Origin of the sequence: Cohnella lubricantis (assembly GCF_014212015.1) — a bacterium.
In the GTDB taxonomy this organism is placed as follows: domain Bacteria; phylum Bacillota; class Bacilli; order Paenibacillales; family Paenibacillaceae; genus Cohnella; species Cohnella lubricantis.
Genome location: NZ_JACJVN010000058.1, coordinates 12,951 through 34,775 on the forward strand (window position 1 = coordinate 12,951; position 21,825 = coordinate 34,775).

The following is a 21,825-nucleotide window of genomic DNA, read 5'->3' on the forward strand; positions in this document are numbered from 1 at the left end:
ATTCGCTCTTCCTTACGTGCGCCGCATGTAAGCCCGCACCGTGATCGGCGCGAAGATCGCCACGATAACGGCTGCCCCAATGAGGGAGATCACCATATCCCAGCCGGCCGTTCCAGAGTTCGTCAGCTCGCGAACCGCCGAGATCAGGTGCGAGATCGGGTTGACGTCCGCGAACCATTGCAGCCATCTCGGCATCGTAGCCGTCGGCACGAACGCATTGGACAGGAAGGTAAGCGGGAACAGCACCATCATCGAGATGCCCTGAACGCTGGATGCCGTCCGGGCGATGACGCCGAAGAACGCGAAGATCCAGCTGATCGCCCATGCGCATACGATGACCATCAAGGCGGCAAGCACCACGAAGCCTAGGCCGCCTTCCGGACGGTAGCCCATCACATAGCCCATGGCGAAGGTGAGCGTGGTCGCGATCGTATAGCGGATCGTGTCCGCCAGCAGCGCTCCCGCGAGCGGCGCGATGCGCGCGATCGGCAGCGACTTGAAGCGGTCGAAGACGCCTTTGTCCATATCCTCGCGCAGCTGAACGCCGGTGACGACGGATGTCGTAATGACTGTCTGAACGAGAATGCCTGGGATAATGACGGGCAGATAGCTCGCCACATCGCCCGAGATCGCGCCGCCGAAGATATACGTGAACATCAAGGTGAACAGAATCGGCTGCAGCGTCACGTCGAACAGCTGCTCCGGCGTTCGGCGAATCTTCAGCAGTCCCCGATAAGCCATTGTGAGCGAGTTGCGGATCGATTGGCCGAAGCTCGAACGATTGCTCAATTGAACGGTATTGCTTCTCATACGCCGGCCGCCTCCAATTCCTTGGACTCGGCGGAATCCGCCGTCTCATCCTTCACGCCGTGGCCCGTGATCGTCAAGAACACCTCGTCGAGCGTCGGCTTCTGCACGCTGACCTCAGCGAGGCGAATGCCTTCTTCGCGAAGCGCGATCAGCAGATCGGCGGTTAAGTCGGCGTCCGCGAGCGGCGCCGTCATCTTGGCCGCTTCCGACGATACGCTCGTCTGTACGCGCAGCACCCGTTCCGCGATGCGGCGCGCCGCCTCCAGGTCCTGCGTCTGCTGCACGCGCAAATGCAAGGAAGAAGTGCCGACGGACGCCTTCAGCTCGTCGACGGTGCCCTCCGCGACCACATGGCCGCGGTCGATGACCGCGATCCGGTCCGCCAGTTGGTCCGCTTCATCCAAATATTGCGTCGTCAGCAGCACGGTCGAGCCGGTCTTCACCAGACGACGGATCGTCTCCCACATCTGCGCGCGCGTGCGCGGGTCGAGACCCGTGGTCGGTTCATCCAAGAAGATGAGCGGCGGCTGCGCGATAAGGCTCGCAGCCAGATCCAGCCGGCGCCGCATGCCGCCGGAGAAGTTCTTGAGCGGGCGCTTCGCCGCCTCCATAAGCCCGAATTCCTCGAGCAGCTCCACAGCCTTGCGCTTCGCCTCCGCGCGTCCCAAGCCGAGCAGCCGGGAGAAGATAATCAAGTTCTCGGTCGCGCTAAGCGACTCGTCAACCGAGGCGTACTGGCCGGTCACGCCGATCAACTGGCGGACGACCTGCGACTCCTTCGTCACGTCATGCCCGAAGATGCGCGCCGACCCCGCGTCCGGCCGCAGCAGCGTCGCGAGCATGCGGATCGTCGTCGTCTTCCCCGCTCCGTTCGGCCCCAGCACGCCGTAGATCGAACCGGCACGGACGTTCAGGTCAACGCCGTCCACGGCGCGGTTGTCGCCGAACACTTTGACAAGACCGCGCGCTTCGACGGCCCATTCATTGTCTACTATCATGGTCTCTCTCCTCCTGTGTGCTAATACAAGAGGATCTTATCGCTCCAATGTGAACTGAATATGAACTTTCATTTCATTTATCTACTTCCTGAGCCCTAAGTCCAGCGCGCCGCCCACAGCTTCATCTCGTGGCAGATCTTGTGCAGATCCTGCCCCTTCGGGGTTAAGGCATATTCAACCGTCACCGGCACCGTCGGGAAAACCGAGCGTTCCAGCACGCCCTTCTCCTCCAGATGCCGAAGCGTACTGGTCAGGGCTCGCGGGCTGACGTTCGGAATCTTGCGTTGAAGCTCGCCGAAACGCATCGTGCCGTCAAAGAGCTCGCGGATGACGAGGAACGCCCATTTGCCCCCGAGTACGTCTAACGTTTTCTCAATATTGCATTCGATATGTATCGGCGTCTTCGGAATGTAGCTGCTCGCTTTCTTAACCGTTGTCATCGAATCGATGCCTCCTCGCATATTACTATACTTAAGTATAGCTTCTATAACAGGTATAATTAAGTGAAAGACATTTCACTTCTTCCATCAGTATACCAATTTCTATAGAATGAGAAAGGTAGTCTATATCCTGTCGAGGAGGTCTTTGCAATGAAATATCGGAGATTAGGCGGAAGCGGGCTGAAGGTCAGCGAGATCAGCTTGGGCAGCTGGCTTACATACGGCGGTTACGTGGAGCGCGAGAACGCGGTCAATTCGATTAAGACGGCTTATGACTTGGGCATTAACTTCTTCGACACGGCGAACGTCTATGAGCGAGGCGCGGCCGAAGTTGTCGTCGGTGAAGCGCTGAAGGCTTATCCGCGCGAATCGTACGTGCTCGCGACGAAGGCGTTCTGGCCGATGGGCGACGGTCCGAACGACCGCGGCTTGTCGCGCAAGCATGTAACCGAGCAGGTGAATGCCAGCTTGAAGCGTCTCGGCCAAGATTACGTGGACATCTTCTACTGCCACCGCCATGACCCGGAGACGCCGCTGTATGAGACGCTGCGCGCGATCGACGATCTTATTCGTCAAGGCAAAGTGCTCTATGCCGGCGTGAGCGAGTGGCAAGCGTCGCAGATCGCGGAAGCGCTTGGCGTCGCCGACCGTTATCTGCTGGACCGCATCGTCGTCAACCAGCCGATCTACAACATGTTCAATCGTTATATCGAGAAGGAAGTGATTCCGCTCAGCGAACGATCCGGCATCGGGCAAGTCGTCTTCTCCCCGCTCGCCCAAGGCTTGCTGACCGGCAAGTATACGTCGGCTTCCAGCATCCCTCAAGACAGCCGAGCCGCGAAGCTGGAGAATATGCGCAAGGGCATCACCGACGAGAAGATCGCCAAGGTCAAGCAGCTCGAAGGCATCGCGACGGAGCTCGGCATCTCCGTCGGCAACCTGGCGCTCGCATGGGTGCTTCGCCAAGGCAATGTCGCTAGCGCGCTCGTCGGCGCCAGCCGGCCGGAGCAAGTGACCGAGAACGCCAAAGCCTCGGGCGTTGAACTCAACGAAGAGGTGCTGAACCGGATCGAAGAAATTCTGCAATAAGGGAGCTCGCCAAAGCCGCCTGGAAGCGTATTGCTTCTAGGCGGCTTCTTGCATTGGGACCATCGAATTGCGGATGAAGTCATGATTTGGCCGTTGGTATGGTATGATACACAATAATTCGTGAACGGGACGACATCCAAGACTGGTTGAGGAGATGCGCATGAATTGGAACTCGCTTGACGCGTCCATCGCGCCGCTGGACTTGCGAAGCTGCCTGATTAGCCGGCATGGCCGGATGGAATATGAGCATTACCGCAATCAGCGCACGGCAACAGACATCGCCAAGATCAACTCCTGTACGAAAAGCGTTCTGTCCGCGCTGATCTGCATCGCCATGGACCTTGGGCTAGTACCGGAAGCGGAGACGGCGGCCGCCGACTTTTTCCCGAAGCTCGCTTCTGATCCGGATCCCCGCAAGCGGGACATCACGCTGGAGCATCTGCTGACGATGTCGGCCGGCTTCGAATGGACGGAATTCGGCGGACGCAACTCGTTCCCGCGCATGACGCGATCGCCTCACTGGGTGGACTTCGTCCTGGAGCAGCCGCTTGCCTATGCTCCCGGGACGCGCATGGAATATAACTCCGGCATCTCGCAGATGTTGTCAACCCTGCTGACGGAAGCGACGGGCATGCCGACCGCGCGCTTCGCGGAGACGAAGCTGTTCGGCCCTCTCGGCATCGAAGCTTATGAATGGGAGACCGACCCGCAAGGCGTTCATGCCGGCGGCTTCGGGCTGCGTATGCGTCCGCTCGATCTGCTCAAGTTCGGACAATTGTATCTGCAACGGGGCCAATGGGATGGTCGCCAGCTCATCTCCCCCGAGAGGGTCGAGCGCTCCTTGCGCCCTGCCCTGCCTTCAGACAGCCATCGGCAAGGCTCTTACGGCTGGCATTGGTGGTCGGATAGCTATGCCGGCGATGCGGCGCCGGACAGAGCCTCTCTCGCGCTGCCGTATTCCTTCGCCCGCGGCTATGGCGGCCAATACGTCTACGTCGTGCCGGATGCGGAAGCCGTTGTTGTGCTTACTGCGGATCAGGGGAAGAAGAAGCAGCAACCCGTCGATGTGTTCCGCGAACATATAGCCCCTCAGCTGGCGCAAATGTCGATCATGTAGAGGCTGCCCGATTATGACAAGAGCCGCCTTCCCTGTGAGGGAAGCGGCTCTTGCGTCCGATGCTAGTTATTTTTTCTGAATCGTAATCGTCCAAGAAGCGTCGTCGAGCTGTTCGTAATTCGTAACGATGTGGCCGGCTTCAGCCGCCCATCGCGGAAGGCTCTCGGTAGCTTGCGTGCAATCGAAGTCAATGACCAGCTCGTCGCCGCTCGGAAGCTCATCCATCGCTTTCTGCGCTTCGATAAGCGGGAACGGGCAGACCATGCCAAGTGTAGGAAGTTTATGCTTCATGAATATACTGCCTCCTTAAGCTGTAGTTGCTTGTAAAGTTGCGGCGCGTTGCTTCGCAGCTCTGGCGCGCGGACGCACGAACATGAAGTACGACGCTGTCCATGTGCCGAGAATCATGAACGCGAGCGCGATCCAGCCCTGCCAAGTCATCATGGCCGTCTGAACGAGACCGTTGCCGATCGTGCAGCCGCCGGCCCAGCTGGCGCCGAAGCCCATCAGAATGCCGCCGAAGAAGCTCGATACGGCCGTCTTCGCGTCCGGCACGCGGAAGCGGAACTCGCGGCTTGCCTTCGCGGCGATGAACGAACCGAGCAGAATGCCGAGGACGAGGAACACGCCCCAGTTGATATACTTGCTGTCGTCGCCGGTCACGAGATACTGCAGCACGTTCGCCGATGGCGTCGTAATGCCCAGACCCGAATTGCGTCCTGTCGCTTCGCTCAGCGGCCAAGCGAGGATCGCGATCAAGCCGACCAGAATCGCCGTGAAGAACGGATGCCAGCGCTTCTCGAACAGCAGGTGCGCGAGTCCTTGGCGCTTTGGCGGCAAGGAAGGAATTTTCACCTTCGGCTTGCGCAGCGTACGGATGACGAAGAACAGCGTAATGACGACTAGCAGCGCGATGAACAGCCAGACGTTAAGGCCGAATGTATCCGGAATCGAGTTGTTCGTCACAGCCGTGTCCTTCAAGCTGCTGTTCACCGGCTTAAGCGCGCCCGTCTTCATGACGGCGCTCATCAGCATGTAGCCGGCAAGCGCGATCCAGCTGCCGATCAAGCCTTCGCCCGCGCGGTACCAGGTGCCCGTAGCGCAGCCGCCGGCCAGCACGATGCCGATGCCGAAGACGTAAGCGCCGATGATGGTGGCTACCCAAGGGATCTGGCCGGCGCTGTACTCGATGACGCCGGTCTCGATTAACGCATAGACGCCGACGCTCTGAATCGCGATCGCGATGAGCAGCGCATACAGCATGCGGTTATCCTTCGCGATGTACATGTCGCGGAATCCGCCGGTTAAGCAGAAGCGTCCGCGCTGAATGACAAAACCGAGCAAAGCTCCGCAAAGCAAGCCGGTTAGAATCATCTGTGTCAAAGTAATTGACCTCCTCGAAGATTATATCCTAGTAATTCAATGTGATAAAAGTATATTAGCATGTTTTCGGCAGAATTCAATGTTATATTTTTCCACGTCAAAAAAAGAGAACCCTCATCATGATGGATTCTCTTCCCTTGCGTATGGACACTTGAGTATGGACGCGATTGGATGCTTAAAGGATCAGCGAATCAGGATATCGCGGACAGCGCCGCGAAGTCTTCCTCGCTTAATTCGATCGAAGCGCCGGCGATGTTCTCCTCCAGATGCACGACGCTTGACGTTCCCGGAATCGGCAGCATCGCCGGCGAACGCTTGAGCAGCCAAGCGAGCGCCAACTGGGACGGCTTCGCGCCGTGCTTCTTGGCGAGCGAGTCGAGCGGTCCGCCCTCCTTCGCCAGTCCGCCGGTTGCGAGCGGGAACCACGGGATGAACGCGACACCGTTCGCTTCGGCGTAGTTAAGCACCTCTTCCGACTTCCGGTTAACCAAGTTGTACAGGTTCTGCACCGAGACGATCTTCGCGATGCCGGACGCTTCCTTCAGCTGTTCGGCCGTTACTTCGCTTAAGCCGATGTGCCGGATCTTGCCTTCCTTCTGAAGAAGCGCGAGTTCGCCGATCTGCTCAGCGAGCGGCACCTTCGGGTCGATGCGGTGCAATTGAAGCAAGTCAATGCGCTCGACGCCTAGATGGCGAAGGTTCAGTTCGGTCTGCTGGCGCAAATATTCCGGACGGCCGACCGGACGCCAGTCGTCTGGGCCGGCACGGGTCAGGCCAACCTTCGTGGCGATGACAAGACCGGCCGGGTACGGGTGCAGCGCCTTGCGGATGAGGCGGTCAGCGACGAACGGGCCGTACGAATCGGCCGTATCGATGAAGTTGACGCCGAGCTCCACCGCGCGGCGAAGCACGCGGACAGCTTCGTCCGGGTCGCGGGGGTCGCCCCAGACACCCTTGCCGGTTAATTGCATAGCGCCGTAACCGAGCCGATTGACGTTGAGATCCCCGCCGACAGCGTATGTACCGGCTGCGGAAGCGTTAACGGAAGGATTGGACATTGGACATCAAGCCTCCTACTATATCTAGGTTAGTAACCTTACTTGTTACTGCCGTTAGTGTACTACAACGAAAATGCTGCCGCAAATGAGCGGACAACATACAGGATCTATCGAGAAGCGGGAATAAAATGTAATCCGAAATGATTGGAAACCGTATTGTGCTACTCTGTAATCGAAGCTGCCGGTATTTTCGGAGATGCGTAAGGAAGTATCGCCCGTCAAAAGGAGGCCAAAATGAACGGAACCGCTATAGAGCTGCAGTTATTTGAGAACTTAAAGCCTGAGTTAACATCATTCTGTTATCGAATGCTAGGATCCATCGATGACGCTGACGATGCTGTTCAAGAAACCTATATTTGTGTTTGGCAAAATTGGCATTCCTTCAGGCAGGATTCCTCATTCAAGACATGGGTTTATCGTATTGCATCCAACTTATGCCTGGACAAGCTAAGGCAAACCAAACGCCGTATGCGTCCCGTTGACCTATCCGACTCGGCTGTATCCAGCGCCGAGCTCCGCGAGCTTCCTGACTCCGCTTGGATATGGCCAGCCCCTGAATTCTCGGAGAATCCGGAAGCTATTATCATTCGCAAAGATACCCTTAAACTTTGTTTTATTGCACTCTTACAGCTTTTACCACCCCGCCAACGTGCGATTCTTATTCTGAAGGATGTATTCGAATGGTCCTCCAAACAAATCGCAGAGACTTTAGGAACCTCGCCGGCAGCGGTTAACAGCGCTCTGCAGAGAGCCAGAGAAACGATGGATCGAGCGAAGCTTCATTCTAACGAGTTGAGCATGATGGATGTCGAACCTGATCGCGAGCTGCTATCACGGTATGTGGAAGCCTTTGAACAATTTGATATCCAAGCGCTGGTAGCGTTGTTTCATGAGGAGGGCCGTCTGTCAATGCCGCCTTTCGCCATGTGGGTACGCGGACGAGTCGATTTGTCCAAGTTTTTTGCGCTTACACGCTGGCATTGTGAGGGATCCCGGTTTTTGCCGATTACGGCGAATGGGGGTTATCCTGCTCTCGCGCAGTATGTGCCAAGCGGCGAAGGCTCCTGCTTGGTACCCTGGGGTATTCACATGATTGAGATAAAGGACAAGCAAATATACCATGTGCAGAACTTCATTAATACCAATTTATTTGCGAGATTTGGGCTTCCCGCACAAATACACCGATGAATATCGCAATCTAATTACGTCTACATAAGTGAGAAACTAATTACTTTTATCAGGGGTAGAAAGGATGACCGTTCATGCGTAAAATCACTCTATTCATTCACAGTACTCTTAATGGAGTTGTCACTGGCGATCCAAGCGAGGACAAGACCAACTGGTCGGTCTGGAGAAATAGCGCCGGCATTGAGGAAGGGTCTCAGTATCTATTACAACTGTTCGAGACAGCCGATACCATCTTGCTTGGCCGCGGAACCTACGAAGACCTCTCTAGAAAGTGGCCGAATACTCGTGGTTCAAGTCTGGGAGATAAGATCAACAAAGCCCACAAACTCGTTGTAACAAGCGCCAGCCCGCACGAAGATCTAAAATGGGGAGAATTTGAAGCTCCAAAACAATTGACCGGCAATAATATAGAAGAGCAAATTAAGGACCTCAAAAAGGGCGACGGCGGCGACATGGTTATCTTCGGCAGTCCAACGCTCGTGCGATCGCTAGCAAACGCGAATCTGATTGACGAATATCAGATCGTCATGCACCCGGTCGCAGTCAACGTAGGCGAGCATTTGTTTGACAATCTTGAAGAACGGAAGGATTTCCATCTTGTGGACGTCAAACCGCTTAAGGTGAGTTCCCTATTGGCAACCTACAGACACGCTGAAGCTTGAGTCCCGTATCGTCTATGACGCATCAAGAGGAAGCCAGTCTGCTAATTCGTGAAGATCATATAACTACTGAATATCTCCAGCTTCCGTTCTTGGCCAATCGCCGACGAATTCGGGTTCGTCGTAAGCTAGAAAGCTGCCGAGAATGTGTTCGCGATCGTCCAGGAACAGCTGATCCGCGATCGCCGATACGAGCTTGGGAATAGCGAACCGCATCCCCGACAGCGCGGAAGCGGACAAGCCGCAGCTGATCAGCGCCGAATAATTGAACGAGAACAAACCATGCAACTGCCGTTCTCCCTCTTCGTCGCGGCTCGTGAAGGCGAAGCCGGGACTGAGATAAGGATGAGCGTCCAACAGCGGGTTGGCGAGTTCTTCCGGGGCCTGATAGACGTCTGCCCATCGCGCAATGTGCGACTCCACCAGCTTCAGCTCCGGACGAAGCGCCGGATCGGTTAACAAGCCGGTGCTGCTGATGAGGAAGTCGAAAAGGTATTTGCCCTGCGGTGTCGTAACAACCGCGCCCTCTTCCACCGCCTCCACATCAAGCCATGGCGCGCCGAGATGGAGACGGAAGCCGGGCCACGCAGAGGCTCGGGTGAACGTATCGTTGGTCGGCGGCTGGTTATGTTTGAAGAAGTAGGCCATCGCCTCGTACTTCTCCGCATCGGACAGCGCCGCGTAGCGTTCGATCATGCCGGAGCTCTCCATCTGACGGATCGGGTTGATACGCGGCAGCTCTCGGCGCCGGACGAACACGTGCGCTTCCGCCACGCCTTGCGTGAGCGCATAGTTGGCGTTGTCGAAGGCAGAGGCTCCGCCGCCTAGGATGGCGACTTTGCGACCTTTGAGAGGCTTGAAGTCAATCATCTGTGATGTGTGCGCGTACAAGGTGTTCGGCAGACGGTCGGCGATCAGCGGCGGGACATGCCACTCGCCCCCTCCTTGAATCCCGGTGGCGAGAACGACTTTGCGCGCGAGAACCGTCTCGGACGGAGCTCCGGCACCCTCCAGATGGAGGCGGTGAATTCTCTGATTCATCGGCTCGATTAGCTTCAGCTTGGTCTCATTAACGACCGGCAGATACAGAACCTCCCGATACCAGCGCAGATAATCCATCCAGTCGCCGCGAGGGATCTTGTCGATCGCCTCCCAACCCTGCAGGCCGTACTGCGCTTCCCACCACGAACGGAACGTCAAGGAAGGAATGCCGAGGTCGATGGAAGTGAGATGCTTCGGCGTCCGCAGCGTCGCCATCCGGGCGTATGTCTCCCACGGACCTTCTAGCCCTTGCGGATTCTCGTCGATGACCAGTATGTTCGACACGCGCTCACGCAGGAGACCGAAGGCGATGCCGAGCCCGCTCTGCCCGCCGCCGATGACCGCGACGTCATATACGTGCCCCTCTTCATGCTGCAGCGGCCGTACCCAGTTCGGGCCTCCGAAGGCCAAATACTTAAGATCCGTCTTCACTCGTTCGTTCAGCGCTTGCAAGCTCATGGCTGTCACTCCCTCTCACAATTCCAATGACGGGACAAGATTAAGTCAAGAAGTCTAACGCAGTGTTGTTGCGAAAGTGAAAGTTGATCGACATGTAATGTTATATTACATAATATTAACTTCTTTTTCCCGGTATCGAAAGGTGTGAATAGCCGGATTGTCAGGACGCCGAATATCGGTTATTGAAATTGTTCATGGTGACGAGTACGGCGCGGGCGTAGCTCGGGTTGGGGGTCTATTCTCTGCGGGCACAGGCGGTTGAGGTATGAGTAGCGCCGTTAAGACAAACAATCCCTCGCACCGACATGTGCGAGGGATTGTTTGTTCATCTTACTAGCTATCGCCGATCGTCTGCGCCAGCGCCATCCGCGCGGCTCCAAGCGAGGCGTCCTGCGGCGACATCACGCAGTCGAGACGCGGATACGCGGCTGTCAGCCTATCAAGCAGCAACTCGCGGATTGCGCCGTTCTTCTGCAGCACGCTGCCCGCCATCGCTAACCGCTTCTCCTGCAGCTGCAGCCGTTCGATTACAGGAACGGCCAGCTCGAACAAGCTGTCGGCGCACTTGCGGACAATCGCTTGGGCTTCCGGGTCGCCGAGCGCATTCGCTTCCGATAGAAGCGGCGCGAGCCCGGCGATGTCCTTCTTGTTCGTCCCAGGGCTGTAGACGAAGCCGATAAGCGCTTGGACGGACTCCACGCCGAGACGGTCCAAGACAAGCCGGGTGATGACCGTCTCCGGCGAACGTCCGTCGCTCGCTCGCAGCACGGCGGCGATCAGATCGCGGCCAATGCTGTAGCCGCTCCCCTCGTCGTCCACCAAGTGGCCGCCGCCGCCCGTCCGATGCGTCGCGCCGTCTTCGCTGCGGCCGAAGCAGATCGAGCCCGTTCCTGCGATCAGAATCGCTCCATTCGGGCTGTCGAGCGCCGCATACAGAGCCGTCTCATGATCGCCGACGATCGTGAGTCCGCCTGTGAAGCCGCTATCCCTCACGTTGCCTTCGAGCAGCGAGGAGACAGCCGGATTGCTGACGCCGGCGGCTCCAATGCAGATATGCCCGCAGCGATCTAGTCCACCGCACGCTTCGGCGATAAGCGCCATCATCTCGCGGAAGCTGGCGCGAATGCTCGCTTCGTCTTGGCCGTTGTAATTGATCGGCCCCGACGCGAAGGCGCGAACGACTTCGCCTGCTTCGTTCACAACGGTCACGGCCGTCTTCGTGCCGCCGCCGTCCAACCCCGCCGCATATCTCATGTCCATCTTAAGCCTCCGCTTCGTTGCGTCAGAAGTTGCCTATCGCTGTCACATTCGCTCCAGCCGCAGCGTCGGCCGTCCCGTTGGCTCCGCCTCGCCGGACAAGATACGCCGCAGCGACTCCAACACAAGCGGCGTATATTCGAAAGCCGCGAGTGAGCACACTTCAGCGTCCAGCGCCTCCAAGTCATAAGGCTTGCCCAGCGAGACCGCGGTCACTCGTATACCTGCCGCCGCCAAACGGCGAACAAGCGCAAGCTGACCCGGATGGTCCTGCCCGTTCACCAGACCGACGACGACGCGGTCATAGCCGCCCGATTGATCGACCGCCTGCGCGATCTCCTCGTCGGTCGGATCGATGCCGATCGTCAAGGCTGCGGCGCCGAACGCGTCCTCCATCCACCCCGGGAAGGACAAGCCGCCCTTCACCCGGCTTGACGCTTGATCGGGACGGTACGGCAAGCTTCCGATGAAGATTGTGTCCGCGGCCGTCGCGCCCAACGTCTCCAGCTCGCCGTTCACGAGGCAGACGCTCTCGAGGCTCATCGCTTCCGCCGAACGGCGGTGAGCGCTGCTGCCGACAACCGCCAGCTCCGAAGCCGAACCGCCGCGCGAAGCATACTTCTGTTTATAGTATTGTACCTTCTCTACCGCTTCGTCTATCACGGACATCGGCAGTTCGCCGTCCTGCACGGCGCGTTCGATTCGCTCGACCGCCGCCCGCACCAGTTCAGGCGTGTGGCTGATGAACAGCAGATGCACGCCTGCCTTGAGCGCGTTAACCGCGCCTTCCGCCGTTCCGTATTCCTTGCGAATAGCGTCCATCTCCAGGCAGTCCGAGACGACAAGGCCTTCGAAGCCAAGCTTGCCCTTCAGCAGACCCGTCACGATCTCCCGCGACATCGTTGCCGGCACTCGTGCTGGCTCGAGCGCCGGGAACAGGATGTGCGCCGTCATGACCGCCTCCGCCCCCTCCGCGATTGCGCGAACGAACGGCTTCAGCTCCAATGCCTCAAGCTCCGCAAGCGTCTTCTCGATCATCGGCAAGCCGAGATGCGAATCGACCGTCGTATCCCCGTGTCCGGGAAAATGCTTCAGCGATGCCAGCACGCCGCCGTCCTGCAATCCCTTCAGCATTGGCAGCGCGAATTCCTCTACCGCTTCCGCGCTATCCCCGTACGAGCGAACGTTAATGACGGGATTGCGCTTGTTGTTGTTAATGTCGAGAACCGGCGCCAGATTGAAGTTGATGCCCAGCGCCGACAGCTCGCGCGCCGTCAGCCGGCCCGCCGCGTAGGCATGCTCCGGCCGGCCCGTCGCGGCGATCGCCGCGGCGCCCGGCACGTTGGTCGCATCCGCCGGCAGCCGCGTCACGCGGCCGCCCTCTTGGTCGATCGAGATGAGCGGCGGGAAGCCGGTCCGCGCTTCGATCGCCTCCCGAAGCTGCGCGCAGAGCGATTGAAGCTGCTCCTTGTTCTCCACGTTGTGGGAGAACAGAATGATGTTGCCGATGCGGTAATCGGCGATGAACCGCAGCCATTCCTCGGAAGGCTCCGCCTCCGGGAAGCCGGTGACGATTAACTGGCCGATTTTCTCCCTAAGGGACATGTTGTTCATCTTCTCGTCTCCTCACTATCCTCGCTATCCGCTTAAGAATAAATATGATATTGCCGCTTCATGGCGGCGAATTGCGCGCTCTCCTCGCGGAACCGCTCGAGCAGCTCGGGAAGCCGGACCGCCTCGTCGCGGTAGAGCGAATCCCCGCATAGCAGGTCGATGAACGGGCGTGAACCTTCCTTGATCGGCGGAAGGAACGCGAAGGACTCGTAACGCTCCTTGATCGTATAGAGCAGCGTCAGTCCCGTCTCCAGCGGCCGAACAGCCGCCGCATCCGTCAGATGGAGCTTCACGCCGCCGCACAACGCGCCCTGATGCTTGGAGAACGTCGGATTGAAGTAGACGCCGCGGAACCGGACGCCCGGCAGCCCCCGCTCGTTCATCTCCTCCGCCAGACGATCCGGGTCGGCGATATACGGCGCGCCGATCATCTCGAACGGGAACGTCGTGCCCCTGCCCTCCGACAGATTCGTCCCTTCGAACAGGCATGTGCCGGGATAGAGCAGCGCCGTCTCGAACCGCGGGATGCCCATCGAAGGGTGCACCCACAGCTGCCCGGTATCGGGGAAGCGCATGCTCCGCTCCCAGCCGCCTACCGGCACGACGTGCAGCTTCGCGTTCCAACCCGACTGCTCGTTCGCCATCGTCGCGACCTCGCCGGGCGTAAGCCCGTAGCGTACCGCCAGCGGATAGTTGCCGACGAACGATCGGTAGCCGTCCTTCAGAATGTTCCCTTCCACAGTCACGCCGTCCAGCGGGTTGACGCGGTCGAGCACGACGAATTCCTTGCCGGTCCGCGCGCAATCCTCCAACGCATAGAGCATCGTATAGATGAACGTATAATAGCGAACGCCGACGTCCTGAATGTCGTAGACGACCAAGTCAACCGCATCCAGCATCTCCTGCGAGAGCCGCTTGGAGTCCTTCCGGTACAAGCTGTACACCGGAACCCCCGTCTGCGGATCGTTGTATGTGTCCACCATGCCGCCCGCCGCGATGTCGCCGCGCACGCCGTGCTCCGGCGAGAATAGCGCGGCGAGCTGGAACCGCTCGTGAAGGATTTGAATCGTCGGGACGAAGTCTGCCGTTAAGCCCGTCGGCGCGGTAATGAGCCCGATCCGCTTGCCTTGGAACAGATGCGAATAATCGTCGATGTGATCAATGCCGTTCCGTACGTTCCGTGCCATAGCTCGCAGCTCCCTTACAGCTCGGACTGGCGCAGGCGCAGCGTCTCCGGCGGAATCATGAACGTCTCGGCGTACAGCTTGCGCGCTTCAATACCGCGAACACGCGCGAGATGCTTGTAATATTCGAGGTACGGGAACGACTTGCTGCCGGTGACGAACCAATGCTGCGAGACCGCCTTCACCCACAGGTCGAAGGCTTCCTGATCGAAGTCCACATAGAGGTACGGCTTGTAGTCAACCGCGTCCTCCCAGTTCTCGGCATAATAGAGCTTGGCCGCGAAGTGGGCCGGCAGCTCGCGCTTCAAGCCGCCAAGCGCAGCGTAATAACGAGCGTCGCCGACGATCAGATGCGTCGTGTTGTGATCCTTGTGCATGCTGCTCTTGAAATGCGAGATGATGACGTTCGGCTTCACCTGCCGAATGACGTCGCAGACGCGCATCCGCATCTCTTCATCGTTCTGAAGCTCGCCGTCCGGAATGTCGAAGACGATCGACTCGCCGCCGAGCATCTCCGCGAACGCCTGCGCCTCCTGCACCTTCTGCCGGCGGTAATCCGCCACATCGCGCCCGGCCGGCACGCCGCGTTCGCCCGCCGTCAGCGCCAGCGTCACGATCTTGTCGCCTCGCAGCGAATGCGCCGCCAGCACGCCGCCTGCCGTCAATTCCATATCCCCTACATGCCCGCCGATCGCCAGAATGACTTGTTGTCCATCGCTCATGAGTTAAACTCCTTCCGCATCGTTGCGAATGTGGTGACGGGCCGGAATCCGGCCCGCTCATAGATTCGTAAAGCAGGGTTTGTACTGCCGGTATAAAGCGACATATAATCCGTGCCGATCTCCAGGAACGCCTTGCACAGCCGGAAGAACAGCACCGTTCCGAGCCCATGCCCTTCATGGTCGGGATGAACGCCGATGCCGGCGAAGTAGCCGCGCCCGTTCGGCTGGCGAATGACTGGTCCCGCGAAGCCGGCTGCGGCGCCGTCCTTGGAAGCCAGAACGAACGGCCGGCCATCCGCCGCGCAAGCTGAGATCTCCTCTTCCCATAGCGGATTGCCGAGTCCCGCCAGCATCTCGGTTAATCCCCGGTGTCTCGAAGGATCGAACAAGCTAACCTCGTAGCCTTGTTCCGCCGCCTTCGCTTCTCTCGCCCGAATATCGTCCGGATAGATGAAGTCCGCGAGATTCAGGTACATTGCCTGCTGCGTGGCGCGCTGAATGTAGCCGCTGCGAAGCAGGAACGCGTGGAGCGCGCTGCCGACTGGCACGCCCGGCGCATTGTTGTGCTCATGGCGAGGCGTGTCCGGGATATACCAAGGCAGCTGCATCGGGTTAAAAAAAAGAACGTCCGCCTGCTTCTTGCCCAAGTGGCGGAACCGATCCTCCAGCGCTCTCAGAAGAAGCCCATAGTTCTCATCGCTCCGGCATTCCTCGGCAAGCACGATGCAAGTGATATAGCCCGCGGCATCGCCGAGCGGCAGATCGCCGCCGGTGCAGCCGCAGGCAAAGCCATGCACCTTGCCGCCCTTAAGCAGCAAGAACGTATTGTCCGGGTCAAAATGAGGCTCATGGCGGAAGATTCGGCGGAAGCTGTCCTCCGTCATCTCCTTGTAGCCGTCGCGCACGGCCTCGCGGTTCCAAAGCGCTATCGTCTCAGCTGTATGGACATCGTCCCACTTGATGATCATGATGCGTCGCCTCGCCCTCTCGCGTAATCGTTCGTTGTTCGATTAATAAGAGATTTTGCCAAGCACAACCGGTCTTGAAGCCCCCGTCACGGAGGGCAGGTTGCTCGGAATGCCCGCCATCGTGCAGTCGGCCAACAGCGCGAACGCGACGGCTTCCTTCGCATCGCTGCTCAGCCCGACATCCTCCTGCGTCCGCACCGCCACGCCCAGCGGACCCAGCTCCCGCGCCAGCATGTCCATCAGCGCCGGATTGTAACTTCCGCCTCCGCCGACGATCATCTCGTCCGCGCGATGCTTCGGCTCGATGAATTGGCGGTAAGCGTCCCCGATCGACCATGCCGTCAAATAGGTAGCCGTCGCGACCAGATCCTCCGCGGACAAGCCCAGCTCGGCGCGCTTCGTTAGAAGCAAATCCACGTAGCCGCTTCCGAACTTCTCGCGGCCCGTCGACTTCGGCGGCGGCAGCCGGTAGTACGCTTCCTGCTTCAGCCAATCCATCAGTTCGCTGGAGACGGTACCGCTCCTTGCAATCAGGCCGTCCGTATCCATCGTCCGCTCGCCCGGATAGAGCCGCGACACGAGCCCGTCGATCAGCATATTGCCGGGGCCGGTGTCGAAGGCGGTCACTTCCTCCGGCGCGCAGCCGGCGGGAAGTACGGTCACGTTGCCGATGCCGCCGATGTTCTGCAGCAACAGCGTCCGATTGTCTTCCCTGTACAGCATATACTCGGTGAACGGCACGAGCGGCGCGCCTTGCCCGCCGACCGCCATATCCGCGATGCGGAAGTCGGTGACGCTCGGAATACCGGTCCGCGCGGCGATGACCGCGCCTTCCCCGAGCTGCACCGTGAAGCTAAGCTCCCGGCCGTCCGGCGTGCGGACGCGTTCGGGCATGTGCAGAATCGTCTGCCCGTGCGAGCCGATCGCATAGATCTCGCTCGGCCGAAGCGCTGCCTGGGCGATAACGGCCAGCGCCGCCTCGGCATATAGCTCGCCGAGCCAGACGTTCAGCCGCCCGACCCGGTCCAGCGTCGCCGCCTTCGGGTCGAACAGCGCGAAGATCTCTTCGCGCGCGGACGCCGGGAACGGCGTATTCGCGAAGGCGATGAGCTGGACGCGCGGCGCGGCGTCCGGCCGGCCTTCGATTCGCACGACGGCGGCGTCGATCCCGTCGACCGACGTGCCGGACATGAGGCCGACGACGTAGCGGGAGTCGGGCAGCGGCAACTTTTTCCCCGATACCATTAGCCCTTCACCGCTCCGACCGTCACGCCTTCGAGGAAGTACTTCTGCAGGCTGAAGAACAGAACGAACATCGGCACGGCCGAGATCGTCGCTCCCGCCATCATCGGCGCGAAGTACGTCGTGTTGGCGAATCGGAAATTCTTGAGACCGACTTGAATCGTCTGCATATCCATCGTATTGGTGACGAGGAACGGCCAGAAGAAGGTGTTCCAGCTCTCCATGAACGTCAGGATGGCCATGACGGCCAGGACGGTCTTGGACAGCGGCCAGATCACTTTGGTGTAGATCTGGAATTGGTTGCAGCCTTCTACCTTGGCGCTTTCGATAATTTCGTTCGGGATGGAGCCCATGAACTGCTTCGCCAGGAAGATGTTATACACGGTGACGAGGCTTGGCAGGATGAGCGAAGGATACGTATTCTCAATCTGGAAAATGTTGACGACGAGTATGTAAAGCGGGACTTGCGTGACTTGATAAGGAATCATCATGGCGCTGAGCAGCAGCGCGAACAGCACGTTGCGGCCTCTAAACTTGATCTTGGAGAACGCATAGCCTGCGAGGCTCGCGAAGACAACGTTCGTCACCATGATGCTGACGGCGACGATGAGTGAGTTCAGCAGCCAGCGGAACGAATATTCGCTGAAGTCGAAGAAGAACTTATACGATGCGAAAGTGAAGTCACGCGGCCAGAGCGAGTAGCTCGCTGCGCCCGCCTCGATCGGATCGCCGAACGACGAGATGACCATGAAGTAGATCGGGAACAGCGTTGCGAGCGCGAACGCCAGGAGGACGACAACGATGGCCGTATTGCGTGTGTATAGAAGCGGCTTGCTGATGGTGTGCTGTTTGAATAATGCCATGGCGCGAACCTCCTTGGGTTAATATTCGACGTCTTTGCCCGCGAATTTGAATTGAAGGAAAGAGACGATGGCGATGATCGCCGCGAGGACCAGCGATTGCGCTGCTGCCTCTCCGAATTCGAAGTATTTGAAGGCGTTGTTGAAGATGAGCAGTCCGACCATCGTGGTCGCGTTGTCCGGTCCGCCGCCCGTCATCAGGTAAGCGTTCTGGAATACCTGGAACGAGCCGATGATGCCGGTGACGAAGAGGAACAGCGTCGTAGGCTTCAAGAACGGAACAACGATGTGCCACAGCTTCTGGAAGAACGACGCGCCATCGAGCTCAGCCGCCTCGTAGTAGCTGTTGTCAATGCCCAAGAGAGCGGCAAGGTAAATAATGATGCTCGTGCCATGGCTGGATAGCCAGGCCATCAAGACGAGGGAGAACATCGACGTCTTCGTCGTGCCGAGCCAGTTCTGGTTGTCGATGCCGAACCAGCCGATGAATTGGTTCAGAATGCCGGCAGGCAGCGGATCGTAGATCCACAGCCAGACGACGGACAGCGCGACGCCGGAGGCGACGACTGGCAAGTAATAGACGGCTTTGAACGCCGTTTGAAGCCATTTTTTTAACGGGAGAATGAGGATAGCCACGCCGAAGGATAGAACCAGCGCGACCGGCACCGTGAGCACCGTGTAGATGATCGTGTTGCGGATCGACTTCCAGAAGAGAGAGTCGCCGAACGTCTCTTTGTAATTCTCGAGTCCGATGAAGCTGGAACCGAGAGGCTTGTATTCTTGAAAGCTGATAATGAAGGCGCTGACGACCGGATAGGCAGTGAACATCGCATAGACGACGAGCGCTACCGCTATGAAAGCATAGGCCCAAGCTCCATCGCCTGTGATCTTGCGCGCGATCGCGTTGAAGGCTTTGGACCAAACTCCGTTTCTCTTGATGTTGCTCCCCTCCGCTGCCGCTCTTGCCGGCTGAGCCATGTGGCCAACTCCTTTCTGCGTTGTTCAAGCTTAAAGCGGATAGCCGCCGCACGCCGGCTGCGGCTACCCGCTTGTCGCTTATAACGTTATGGATTTGTCGTTTGTTGCAGTGACGCTAGCCTTAGTCTTGAACGACGCCGTCCGCGCCGAATTCTTCGATGGCGGCTTTCTTCACGGCTTCGTACATTTCCTCTGGCGTCGTCTCGCCCGCCAGCAGCGCTTGGAACTTCGGCACGATGACTTCGTCTTCGAGCTTGATGACCTTAGCGCCCAGATCGGCCGGGATGTCAGGACGAGCCGGTGCTGCGTGAGCTTGGAGCACATCGACAGCTGCCATGTTGTCCGGATCGCGATCTCCTCCGAGGCTTGCTGCGGCTTCCTTCGCGCTCTTCGTGATCTGGCCTACGAACAGCTCGCTGTTCGTCTCGGCCATAACCTTGCCGCTCGCCATGAAGTAAGCAGCCTTGACGACGTTCGCCTTGTGCTCCGGCGTCGGCTCCTTCTTGCCGCGGAAGGTGACGTAGCCGTCAACCGCCGCTTGCGATACAGGAGGCTGGCCGGCGAAGGTCGGCATCGGCAGCACGACGTACTCGACCGGGATGCTGTCCGCGACGGCGCTGGCGTCCTTCGCCTCGAGCTTCGCGTTGTTCTGCTTCGCGGAGTTCTCGAAGGTCGCGAGGCCTTTGCCGGTGATCATCGTCTGGCCAGTCAGGAACATGTTCCAGCGCTTGCCGGCGTCGATCGAGCTGAGCTCCTTCGGCATCGAGCCGTCGTCGATCAGTTGGCGAATGCCCTTCAGCACTTCCAGGTAGTTCTTGCTCGTGTAAGCGAATTTGAGATCTTGCGTGAAGGCGGCCGGCATGCCCGCGTTCTTGATCATGATGTTCAGGTAATCCTTAGCCGTAACGCCGGATACCGCGAATACGAAGCCGTAACGCGTCTTGCCGCCTTCCGTGACGGTGCCCTTCTTGATCGCGTCGCGGAACTCTTCGAATGTCCAGCCGTTCTGCTGTACATTCTTCCAATCGACGCCTGCTGCTTCAAGCATCTCTTTGTTGCCGCCGATGGATTGAATCGACATATAGGCAGGGAAGCCGTACAGGCCGTCGCCTCTCTTCATATAATTCAGCGGAGCTTCATCATAGTCAGCGAGCATCTCCGGCGTCACCGAGTCGGTGATGTCCATCAGCATGCCTTGGTCCATGTACTTGGAGATGCCGTCGGATCCGATGAAGGCGATGTCAGGCGGGCTGCCCGCGTTCACCTGAGTATCCAGCTTCTGTGTGATGTCTTCCCAACCGGCCGGCTCGATCTTCAGCGTCAGGTTCGGATAGAGTGCATTGAAGTCCGCAGCCATCTGATCGAACTTGCTCTGATAGTTGGCCGATACAGGCGGCAGAAGCATCGTGATCGTGTCCTTCTCTGTCGATGCTCCAGCGCTTGCCGATGCCGAGCTGGAAGCGCTGCCAGACGGTGCTGCGCTGCCCCCATTGTTGTTGCCGCCGCACGCGGAGAGTGCTGTTACCGATACGGATAATGCCAATACGGATGCTAACACATGAAATTTCTTCGCCATTCCATTGTTCCTCCCCTTGGTTTGTCCATCTAATTCAGAATACAGCTAGTTGCGATGCCCAATTAAGAGACAGTAGAGCAGGCTCTTATAGCCGCCTTCAAATTGTCATCGCTTGCTTGCAGCGCCTGCTCGGCTTCTTCCTTGCCGAGACCGGTCTTGTACATCAGAATTGCCAGCTTGCAGTTCATGCCGGACTTGCTTAACAATTCGGCCGCCGTCTCGGCGTTCGCTCCGGTCACCTTGCGGATGATGCGGATCGAGCGGTCGTACAGCTTGATGTTGCTAGCCTTCAAATCAACCATTAGATTGTCGTACGTCTTGCCGAGCTTCACCATCACGCAGGTCGAGAGCATGTTGAGAACCAGCTTCGTGGCTGTGCCCGCTTTGAGCCTGGTAGAACCCATGATGACTTCGGGCCCCACGACCGGAGCGATGCAGATGTCGCAAACTTCAGACAATTTCGAGTGATCATTGTTGACGACACCGATCGTTGCGGCTCCTAACTCGGCGGCTCTGCGCAAGCCTGCGATGACGAATGCCGCGCTGCCGCTTGCCGATATGCCGACGACGGCGTCCTGATCGGTCACGCCGCATCGTTCGATTAGCGCGATCCCCTCCTCTTCATTATCCTCACAGCCTTCAACGGCTGTTCGGAGAGCGACATCTCCTCCGGCAATATGTCCTTGCACCATCATGGGGTCTACGCCGAAGGTCGGCGGACATTCGGATGCATCAAGAACACCCAGCCGTCCAGATGTGCCGGCCCCTATGTAGAACATTCGGCCGCCGTTCTTCAATCGGCGGTACAGAATGTCGACCGCTTGCTCGATTTGCGGGATAACGGCCGCCACTGCGGCTGGAACTTTCGCATCCTCCCTGTTCAGAAGGCGGAGCATCTCCTCCGTCGTGCACTCGTCGATCATTCGAGTATCCGGGTTGATCTCTTCCGTAGTCAGTCCCGCAAGGTATTCACTCATGTCGGTTCATTCGCTCCCGCCTTGTTAAGTTTGTCGACCATCCCGATTGCCAGGCTCCTTTCTTCAAAGAATGGATTGAGATAATCATAACTGGGCAAGAATTACGCCGTCAATACTTTCTGAAATATTATTTTAGATTGTTCTATTTATTTGCAATATTATTTCAGATATCATGTGAAAATTGCACAAAAAACTTTCATGCCCG

Annotated in this window: 21 protein-coding genes; 4 read left to right on the forward strand and 17 right to left on the reverse strand. The window is 58.4% G+C overall.

Features of this window, described 5'->3' with window-relative positions; genetic code table 11:
• Positions 1-12: 12 nt before the first annotated feature.
• The 3 genes from H4Q31_RS15440 to H4Q31_RS15450 form a co-directional block, all read right to left on the reverse strand.
• Positions 13-810 (reverse strand): ABC transporter permease, encoded by a 798-nt coding sequence (locus H4Q31_RS15440; RefSeq protein WP_185179952.1) that lies wholly within the window; start codon positions 808-810, stop codon positions 13-15.
• Entirely contained in the window at positions 807-1,808 is a 1,002-nt protein-coding gene (locus H4Q31_RS15445) for an ATP-binding cassette domain-containing protein (RefSeq protein WP_185179953.1), read from the reverse strand. The genes H4Q31_RS15440 and H4Q31_RS15445 overlap by 4 nt, the downstream gene beginning before the upstream one ends.
• 95 nt (positions 1,809-1,903) lie before the next feature.
• Positions 1,904-2,248 (reverse strand): winged helix-turn-helix transcriptional regulator, encoded by a 345-nt coding sequence (locus H4Q31_RS15450; RefSeq protein WP_185179954.1) that lies wholly within the window; start codon positions 2,246-2,248, stop codon positions 1,904-1,906.
• A 150-nt stretch (positions 2,249-2,398) separates the two neighbouring features.
• Between H4Q31_RS15450 and H4Q31_RS15455 the strand changes: the two genes are divergently transcribed.
• Positions 2,399-3,337 carry an aldo/keto reductase family protein gene (locus H4Q31_RS15455; RefSeq protein WP_185179955.1) on the forward strand — a complete coding sequence of 313 codons (939 nt, stop codon included), beginning with the start codon at positions 2,399-2,401 and terminating at the stop codon, positions 3,335-3,337.
• Positions 3,338-3,497: 160 nt separating this feature from the next.
• The gene (locus H4Q31_RS15460; RefSeq protein ID WP_185179956.1) at positions 3,498-4,454 is read left to right on the forward strand and encodes a serine hydrolase domain-containing protein; all 957 of its coding nucleotides are present in this window, start codon (positions 3,498-3,500) and stop codon (positions 4,452-4,454) included.
• A 66-nt stretch (positions 4,455-4,520) separates the two neighbouring features.
• Here H4Q31_RS15460 and H4Q31_RS15465 read toward each other — a convergent pair whose 3' ends face one another.
• The 3 genes from H4Q31_RS15465 to H4Q31_RS15475 all read right to left on the reverse strand — a co-directional run bounded on the left by H4Q31_RS15465 (position 4,521) and on the right by H4Q31_RS15475 (position 6,895).
• On the reverse strand, positions 4,521-4,745 hold the full coding sequence (locus tag H4Q31_RS15465; RefSeq protein ID WP_185179957.1) for a sulfurtransferase TusA family protein: 225 nt from the start codon (positions 4,743-4,745) through the stop codon (positions 4,521-4,523).
• A gap of 15 nt (positions 4,746-4,760) precedes the next feature.
• Positions 4,761-5,828 carry a YeeE/YedE family protein gene (locus H4Q31_RS15470; protein WP_260440172.1) on the reverse strand — a complete coding sequence of 356 codons (1,068 nt, stop codon included), beginning with the start codon at positions 5,826-5,828 and terminating at the stop codon, positions 4,761-4,763.
• 200 nt (positions 5,829-6,028) lie between these two features.
• A complete protein-coding gene (locus H4Q31_RS15475) occupies positions 6,029-6,895 on the reverse strand; it encodes an aldo/keto reductase (RefSeq protein ID WP_185179959.1) in 867 nt (288 codons plus the stop codon).
• 210 nt (positions 6,896-7,105) lie between these two features.
• Between H4Q31_RS15475 and H4Q31_RS15480 the strand changes: the two genes are divergently transcribed.
• Positions 7,106-8,083, forward strand: coding sequence for a sigma-70 family RNA polymerase sigma factor (locus tag H4Q31_RS15480; protein WP_311771742.1), 978 nt, complete (start codon positions 7,106-7,108; stop codon positions 8,081-8,083).
• 74 nt (positions 8,084-8,157) lie between these two features.
• Entirely contained in the window at positions 8,158-8,745 is a 588-nt protein-coding gene (locus tag H4Q31_RS15485) for a dihydrofolate reductase family protein (RefSeq protein WP_185179961.1), read from the forward strand.
• A 63-nt stretch (positions 8,746-8,808) separates the two neighbouring features.
• On the opposite strand, the gene H4Q31_RS15490 is transcribed toward H4Q31_RS15485, so the two are convergent.
• From H4Q31_RS15490 to murQ, 11 genes are all read right to left on the reverse strand, one after another.
• Positions 8,809-10,242, reverse strand: coding sequence for an FAD/NAD(P)-binding protein (locus H4Q31_RS15490; protein WP_185179962.1), 1,434 nt, complete (start codon positions 10,240-10,242; stop codon positions 8,809-8,811).
• 333 nt (positions 10,243-10,575) lie between these two features.
• Positions 10,576-11,502 carry an N-acetylglucosamine kinase gene (locus H4Q31_RS15495; RefSeq protein ID WP_311771741.1) on the reverse strand — a complete coding sequence of 309 codons (927 nt, stop codon included), beginning with the start codon at positions 11,500-11,502 and terminating at the stop codon, positions 10,576-10,578.
• A gap of 42 nt (positions 11,503-11,544) precedes the next feature.
• On the reverse strand, positions 11,545-13,113 hold the full coding sequence (gene nagZ / locus H4Q31_RS15500; RefSeq protein WP_185179963.1) for a beta-N-acetylhexosaminidase: 1,569 nt from the start codon (positions 13,111-13,113) through the stop codon (positions 11,545-11,547).
• Positions 13,114-13,145: 32 nt separating this feature from the next.
• Entirely contained in the window at positions 13,146-14,300 is a 1,155-nt protein-coding gene (locus H4Q31_RS15505) for an exo-beta-N-acetylmuramidase NamZ family protein (RefSeq protein ID WP_185179964.1), read from the reverse strand.
• Positions 14,301-14,314: 14 nt separating this feature from the next.
• Positions 14,315-15,019: a PIG-L deacetylase family protein gene (locus tag H4Q31_RS15510; RefSeq protein ID WP_185179965.1), complete on the reverse strand. Its 705-nt coding sequence runs from the start codon at positions 15,017-15,019 to the stop codon at positions 14,315-14,317.
• The gene (locus tag H4Q31_RS15515; RefSeq protein ID WP_185179966.1) at positions 15,016-15,987 is read right to left on the reverse strand and encodes a GNAT family N-acetyltransferase; all 972 of its coding nucleotides are present in this window, start codon (positions 15,985-15,987) and stop codon (positions 15,016-15,018) included. The genes H4Q31_RS15510 and H4Q31_RS15515 overlap by 4 nt, the downstream gene beginning before the upstream one ends.
• Before the next feature lie 42 nt (positions 15,988-16,029).
• Positions 16,030-17,232 carry an anhydro-N-acetylmuramic acid kinase gene (locus H4Q31_RS15520; protein ID WP_185179967.1) on the reverse strand — a complete coding sequence of 401 codons (1,203 nt, stop codon included), beginning with the start codon at positions 17,230-17,232 and terminating at the stop codon, positions 16,030-16,032.
• Entirely contained in the window at positions 17,232-18,092 is an 861-nt protein-coding gene (locus H4Q31_RS15525) for a carbohydrate ABC transporter permease (RefSeq protein ID WP_185179968.1), read from the reverse strand. The genes H4Q31_RS15520 and H4Q31_RS15525 overlap by 1 nt, the downstream gene beginning before the upstream one ends.
• Positions 18,093-18,110: 18 nt before the next feature.
• Positions 18,111-19,067, reverse strand: a complete 957-nt coding sequence (locus tag H4Q31_RS15530) for a carbohydrate ABC transporter permease (protein WP_185179969.1) — start codon at positions 19,065-19,067, stop codon at positions 18,111-18,113.
• Between the two features lie 121 nt (positions 19,068-19,188).
• The gene (locus tag H4Q31_RS15535) at positions 19,189-20,643 is read right to left on the reverse strand and encodes an ABC transporter substrate-binding protein (RefSeq protein WP_185179970.1); all 1,455 of its coding nucleotides are present in this window, start codon (positions 20,641-20,643) and stop codon (positions 19,189-19,191) included.
• Between the two features lie 62 nt (positions 20,644-20,705).
• Entirely contained in the window at positions 20,706-21,620 is a 915-nt protein-coding gene (gene murQ / locus H4Q31_RS15540; protein ID WP_185179971.1) for an N-acetylmuramic acid 6-phosphate etherase, read from the reverse strand.
• Positions 21,621-21,825 lie beyond the last annotated feature (205 nt).

Excerpts from the sequence above, each read along its gene's own strand:
- H4Q31_RS15445 (WP_185179953.1), bottom strand. The coding sequence starts at position 1,808 with ATGATAGTAGACAATGAATGGGCCGTCGAAGCGCGCGGTCTTGTCAAA.
- H4Q31_RS15515 (WP_185179966.1), bottom strand. The coding sequence starts at position 15,987 with ATGATCATCAAGTGGGACGATGTCCATACAGCTGAGACGATAGCGCTT.
- H4Q31_RS15505 (WP_185179964.1), bottom strand. The coding sequence starts at position 14,300 with ATGGCACGGAACGTACGGAACGGCATTGATCACATCGACGATTATTCG.
- nagZ (WP_185179963.1), bottom strand. The coding sequence starts at position 13,113 with ATGAACAACATGTCCCTTAGGGAGAAAATCGGCCAGTTAATCGTCACC.
- H4Q31_RS15535 (WP_185179970.1), bottom strand. The coding sequence starts at position 20,643 with ATGGCGAAGAAATTTCATGTGTTAGCATCCGTATTGGCATTATCCGTA.
- H4Q31_RS15450 (WP_185179954.1), bottom strand. The coding sequence starts at position 2,248 with ATGACAACGGTTAAGAAAGCGAGCAGCTACATTCCGAAGACGCCGATA.
- H4Q31_RS15525 (WP_185179968.1), bottom strand. The coding sequence starts at position 18,092 with ATGGCATTATTCAAACAGCACACCATCAGCAAGCCGCTTCTATACACA.
- H4Q31_RS15470 (WP_260440172.1), bottom strand. The coding sequence starts at position 5,828 with ATGATTCTAACCGGCTTGCTTTGCGGAGCTTTGCTCGGTTTTGTCATT.
- H4Q31_RS15460 (WP_185179956.1), top strand. The coding sequence starts at position 3,498 with ATGAATTGGAACTCGCTTGACGCGTCCATCGCGCCGCTGGACTTGCGA.
- H4Q31_RS15485 (WP_185179961.1), top strand. The coding sequence starts at position 8,158 with ATGCGTAAAATCACTCTATTCATTCACAGTACTCTTAATGGAGTTGTC.
- H4Q31_RS15510 (WP_185179965.1), bottom strand. The coding sequence starts at position 15,019 with ATGAGCGATGGACAACAAGTCATTCTGGCGATCGGCGGGCATGTAGGG.
- H4Q31_RS15520 (WP_185179967.1), bottom strand. The coding sequence starts at position 17,232 with ATGGTATCGGGGAAAAAGTTGCCGCTGCCCGACTCCCGCTACGTCGTC.
- H4Q31_RS15530 (WP_185179969.1), bottom strand. The coding sequence starts at position 19,067 with ATGGCTCAGCCGGCAAGAGCGGCAGCGGAGGGGAGCAACATCAAGAGA.
- H4Q31_RS15440 (WP_185179952.1), bottom strand. The coding sequence starts at position 810 with ATGAGAAGCAATACCGTTCAATTGAGCAATCGTTCGAGCTTCGGCCAA.
- H4Q31_RS15465 (WP_185179957.1), bottom strand. The coding sequence starts at position 4,745 with ATGAAGCATAAACTTCCTACACTTGGCATGGTCTGCCCGTTCCCGCTT.
- H4Q31_RS15475 (WP_185179959.1), bottom strand. The coding sequence starts at position 6,895 with ATGTCCAATCCTTCCGTTAACGCTTCCGCAGCCGGTACATACGCTGTC.
- murQ (WP_185179971.1), bottom strand. The coding sequence starts at position 21,620 with ATGAGTGAATACCTTGCGGGACTGACTACGGAAGAGATCAACCCGGAT.
- H4Q31_RS15455 (WP_185179955.1), top strand. The coding sequence starts at position 2,399 with ATGAAATATCGGAGATTAGGCGGAAGCGGGCTGAAGGTCAGCGAGATC.
- H4Q31_RS15495 (WP_311771741.1), bottom strand. The coding sequence starts at position 11,502 with ATGGACATGAGATATGCGGCGGGGTTGGACGGCGGCGGCACGAAGACG.
- H4Q31_RS15490 (WP_185179962.1), bottom strand. The coding sequence starts at position 10,242 with ATGAGCTTGCAAGCGCTGAACGAACGAGTGAAGACGGATCTTAAGTAT.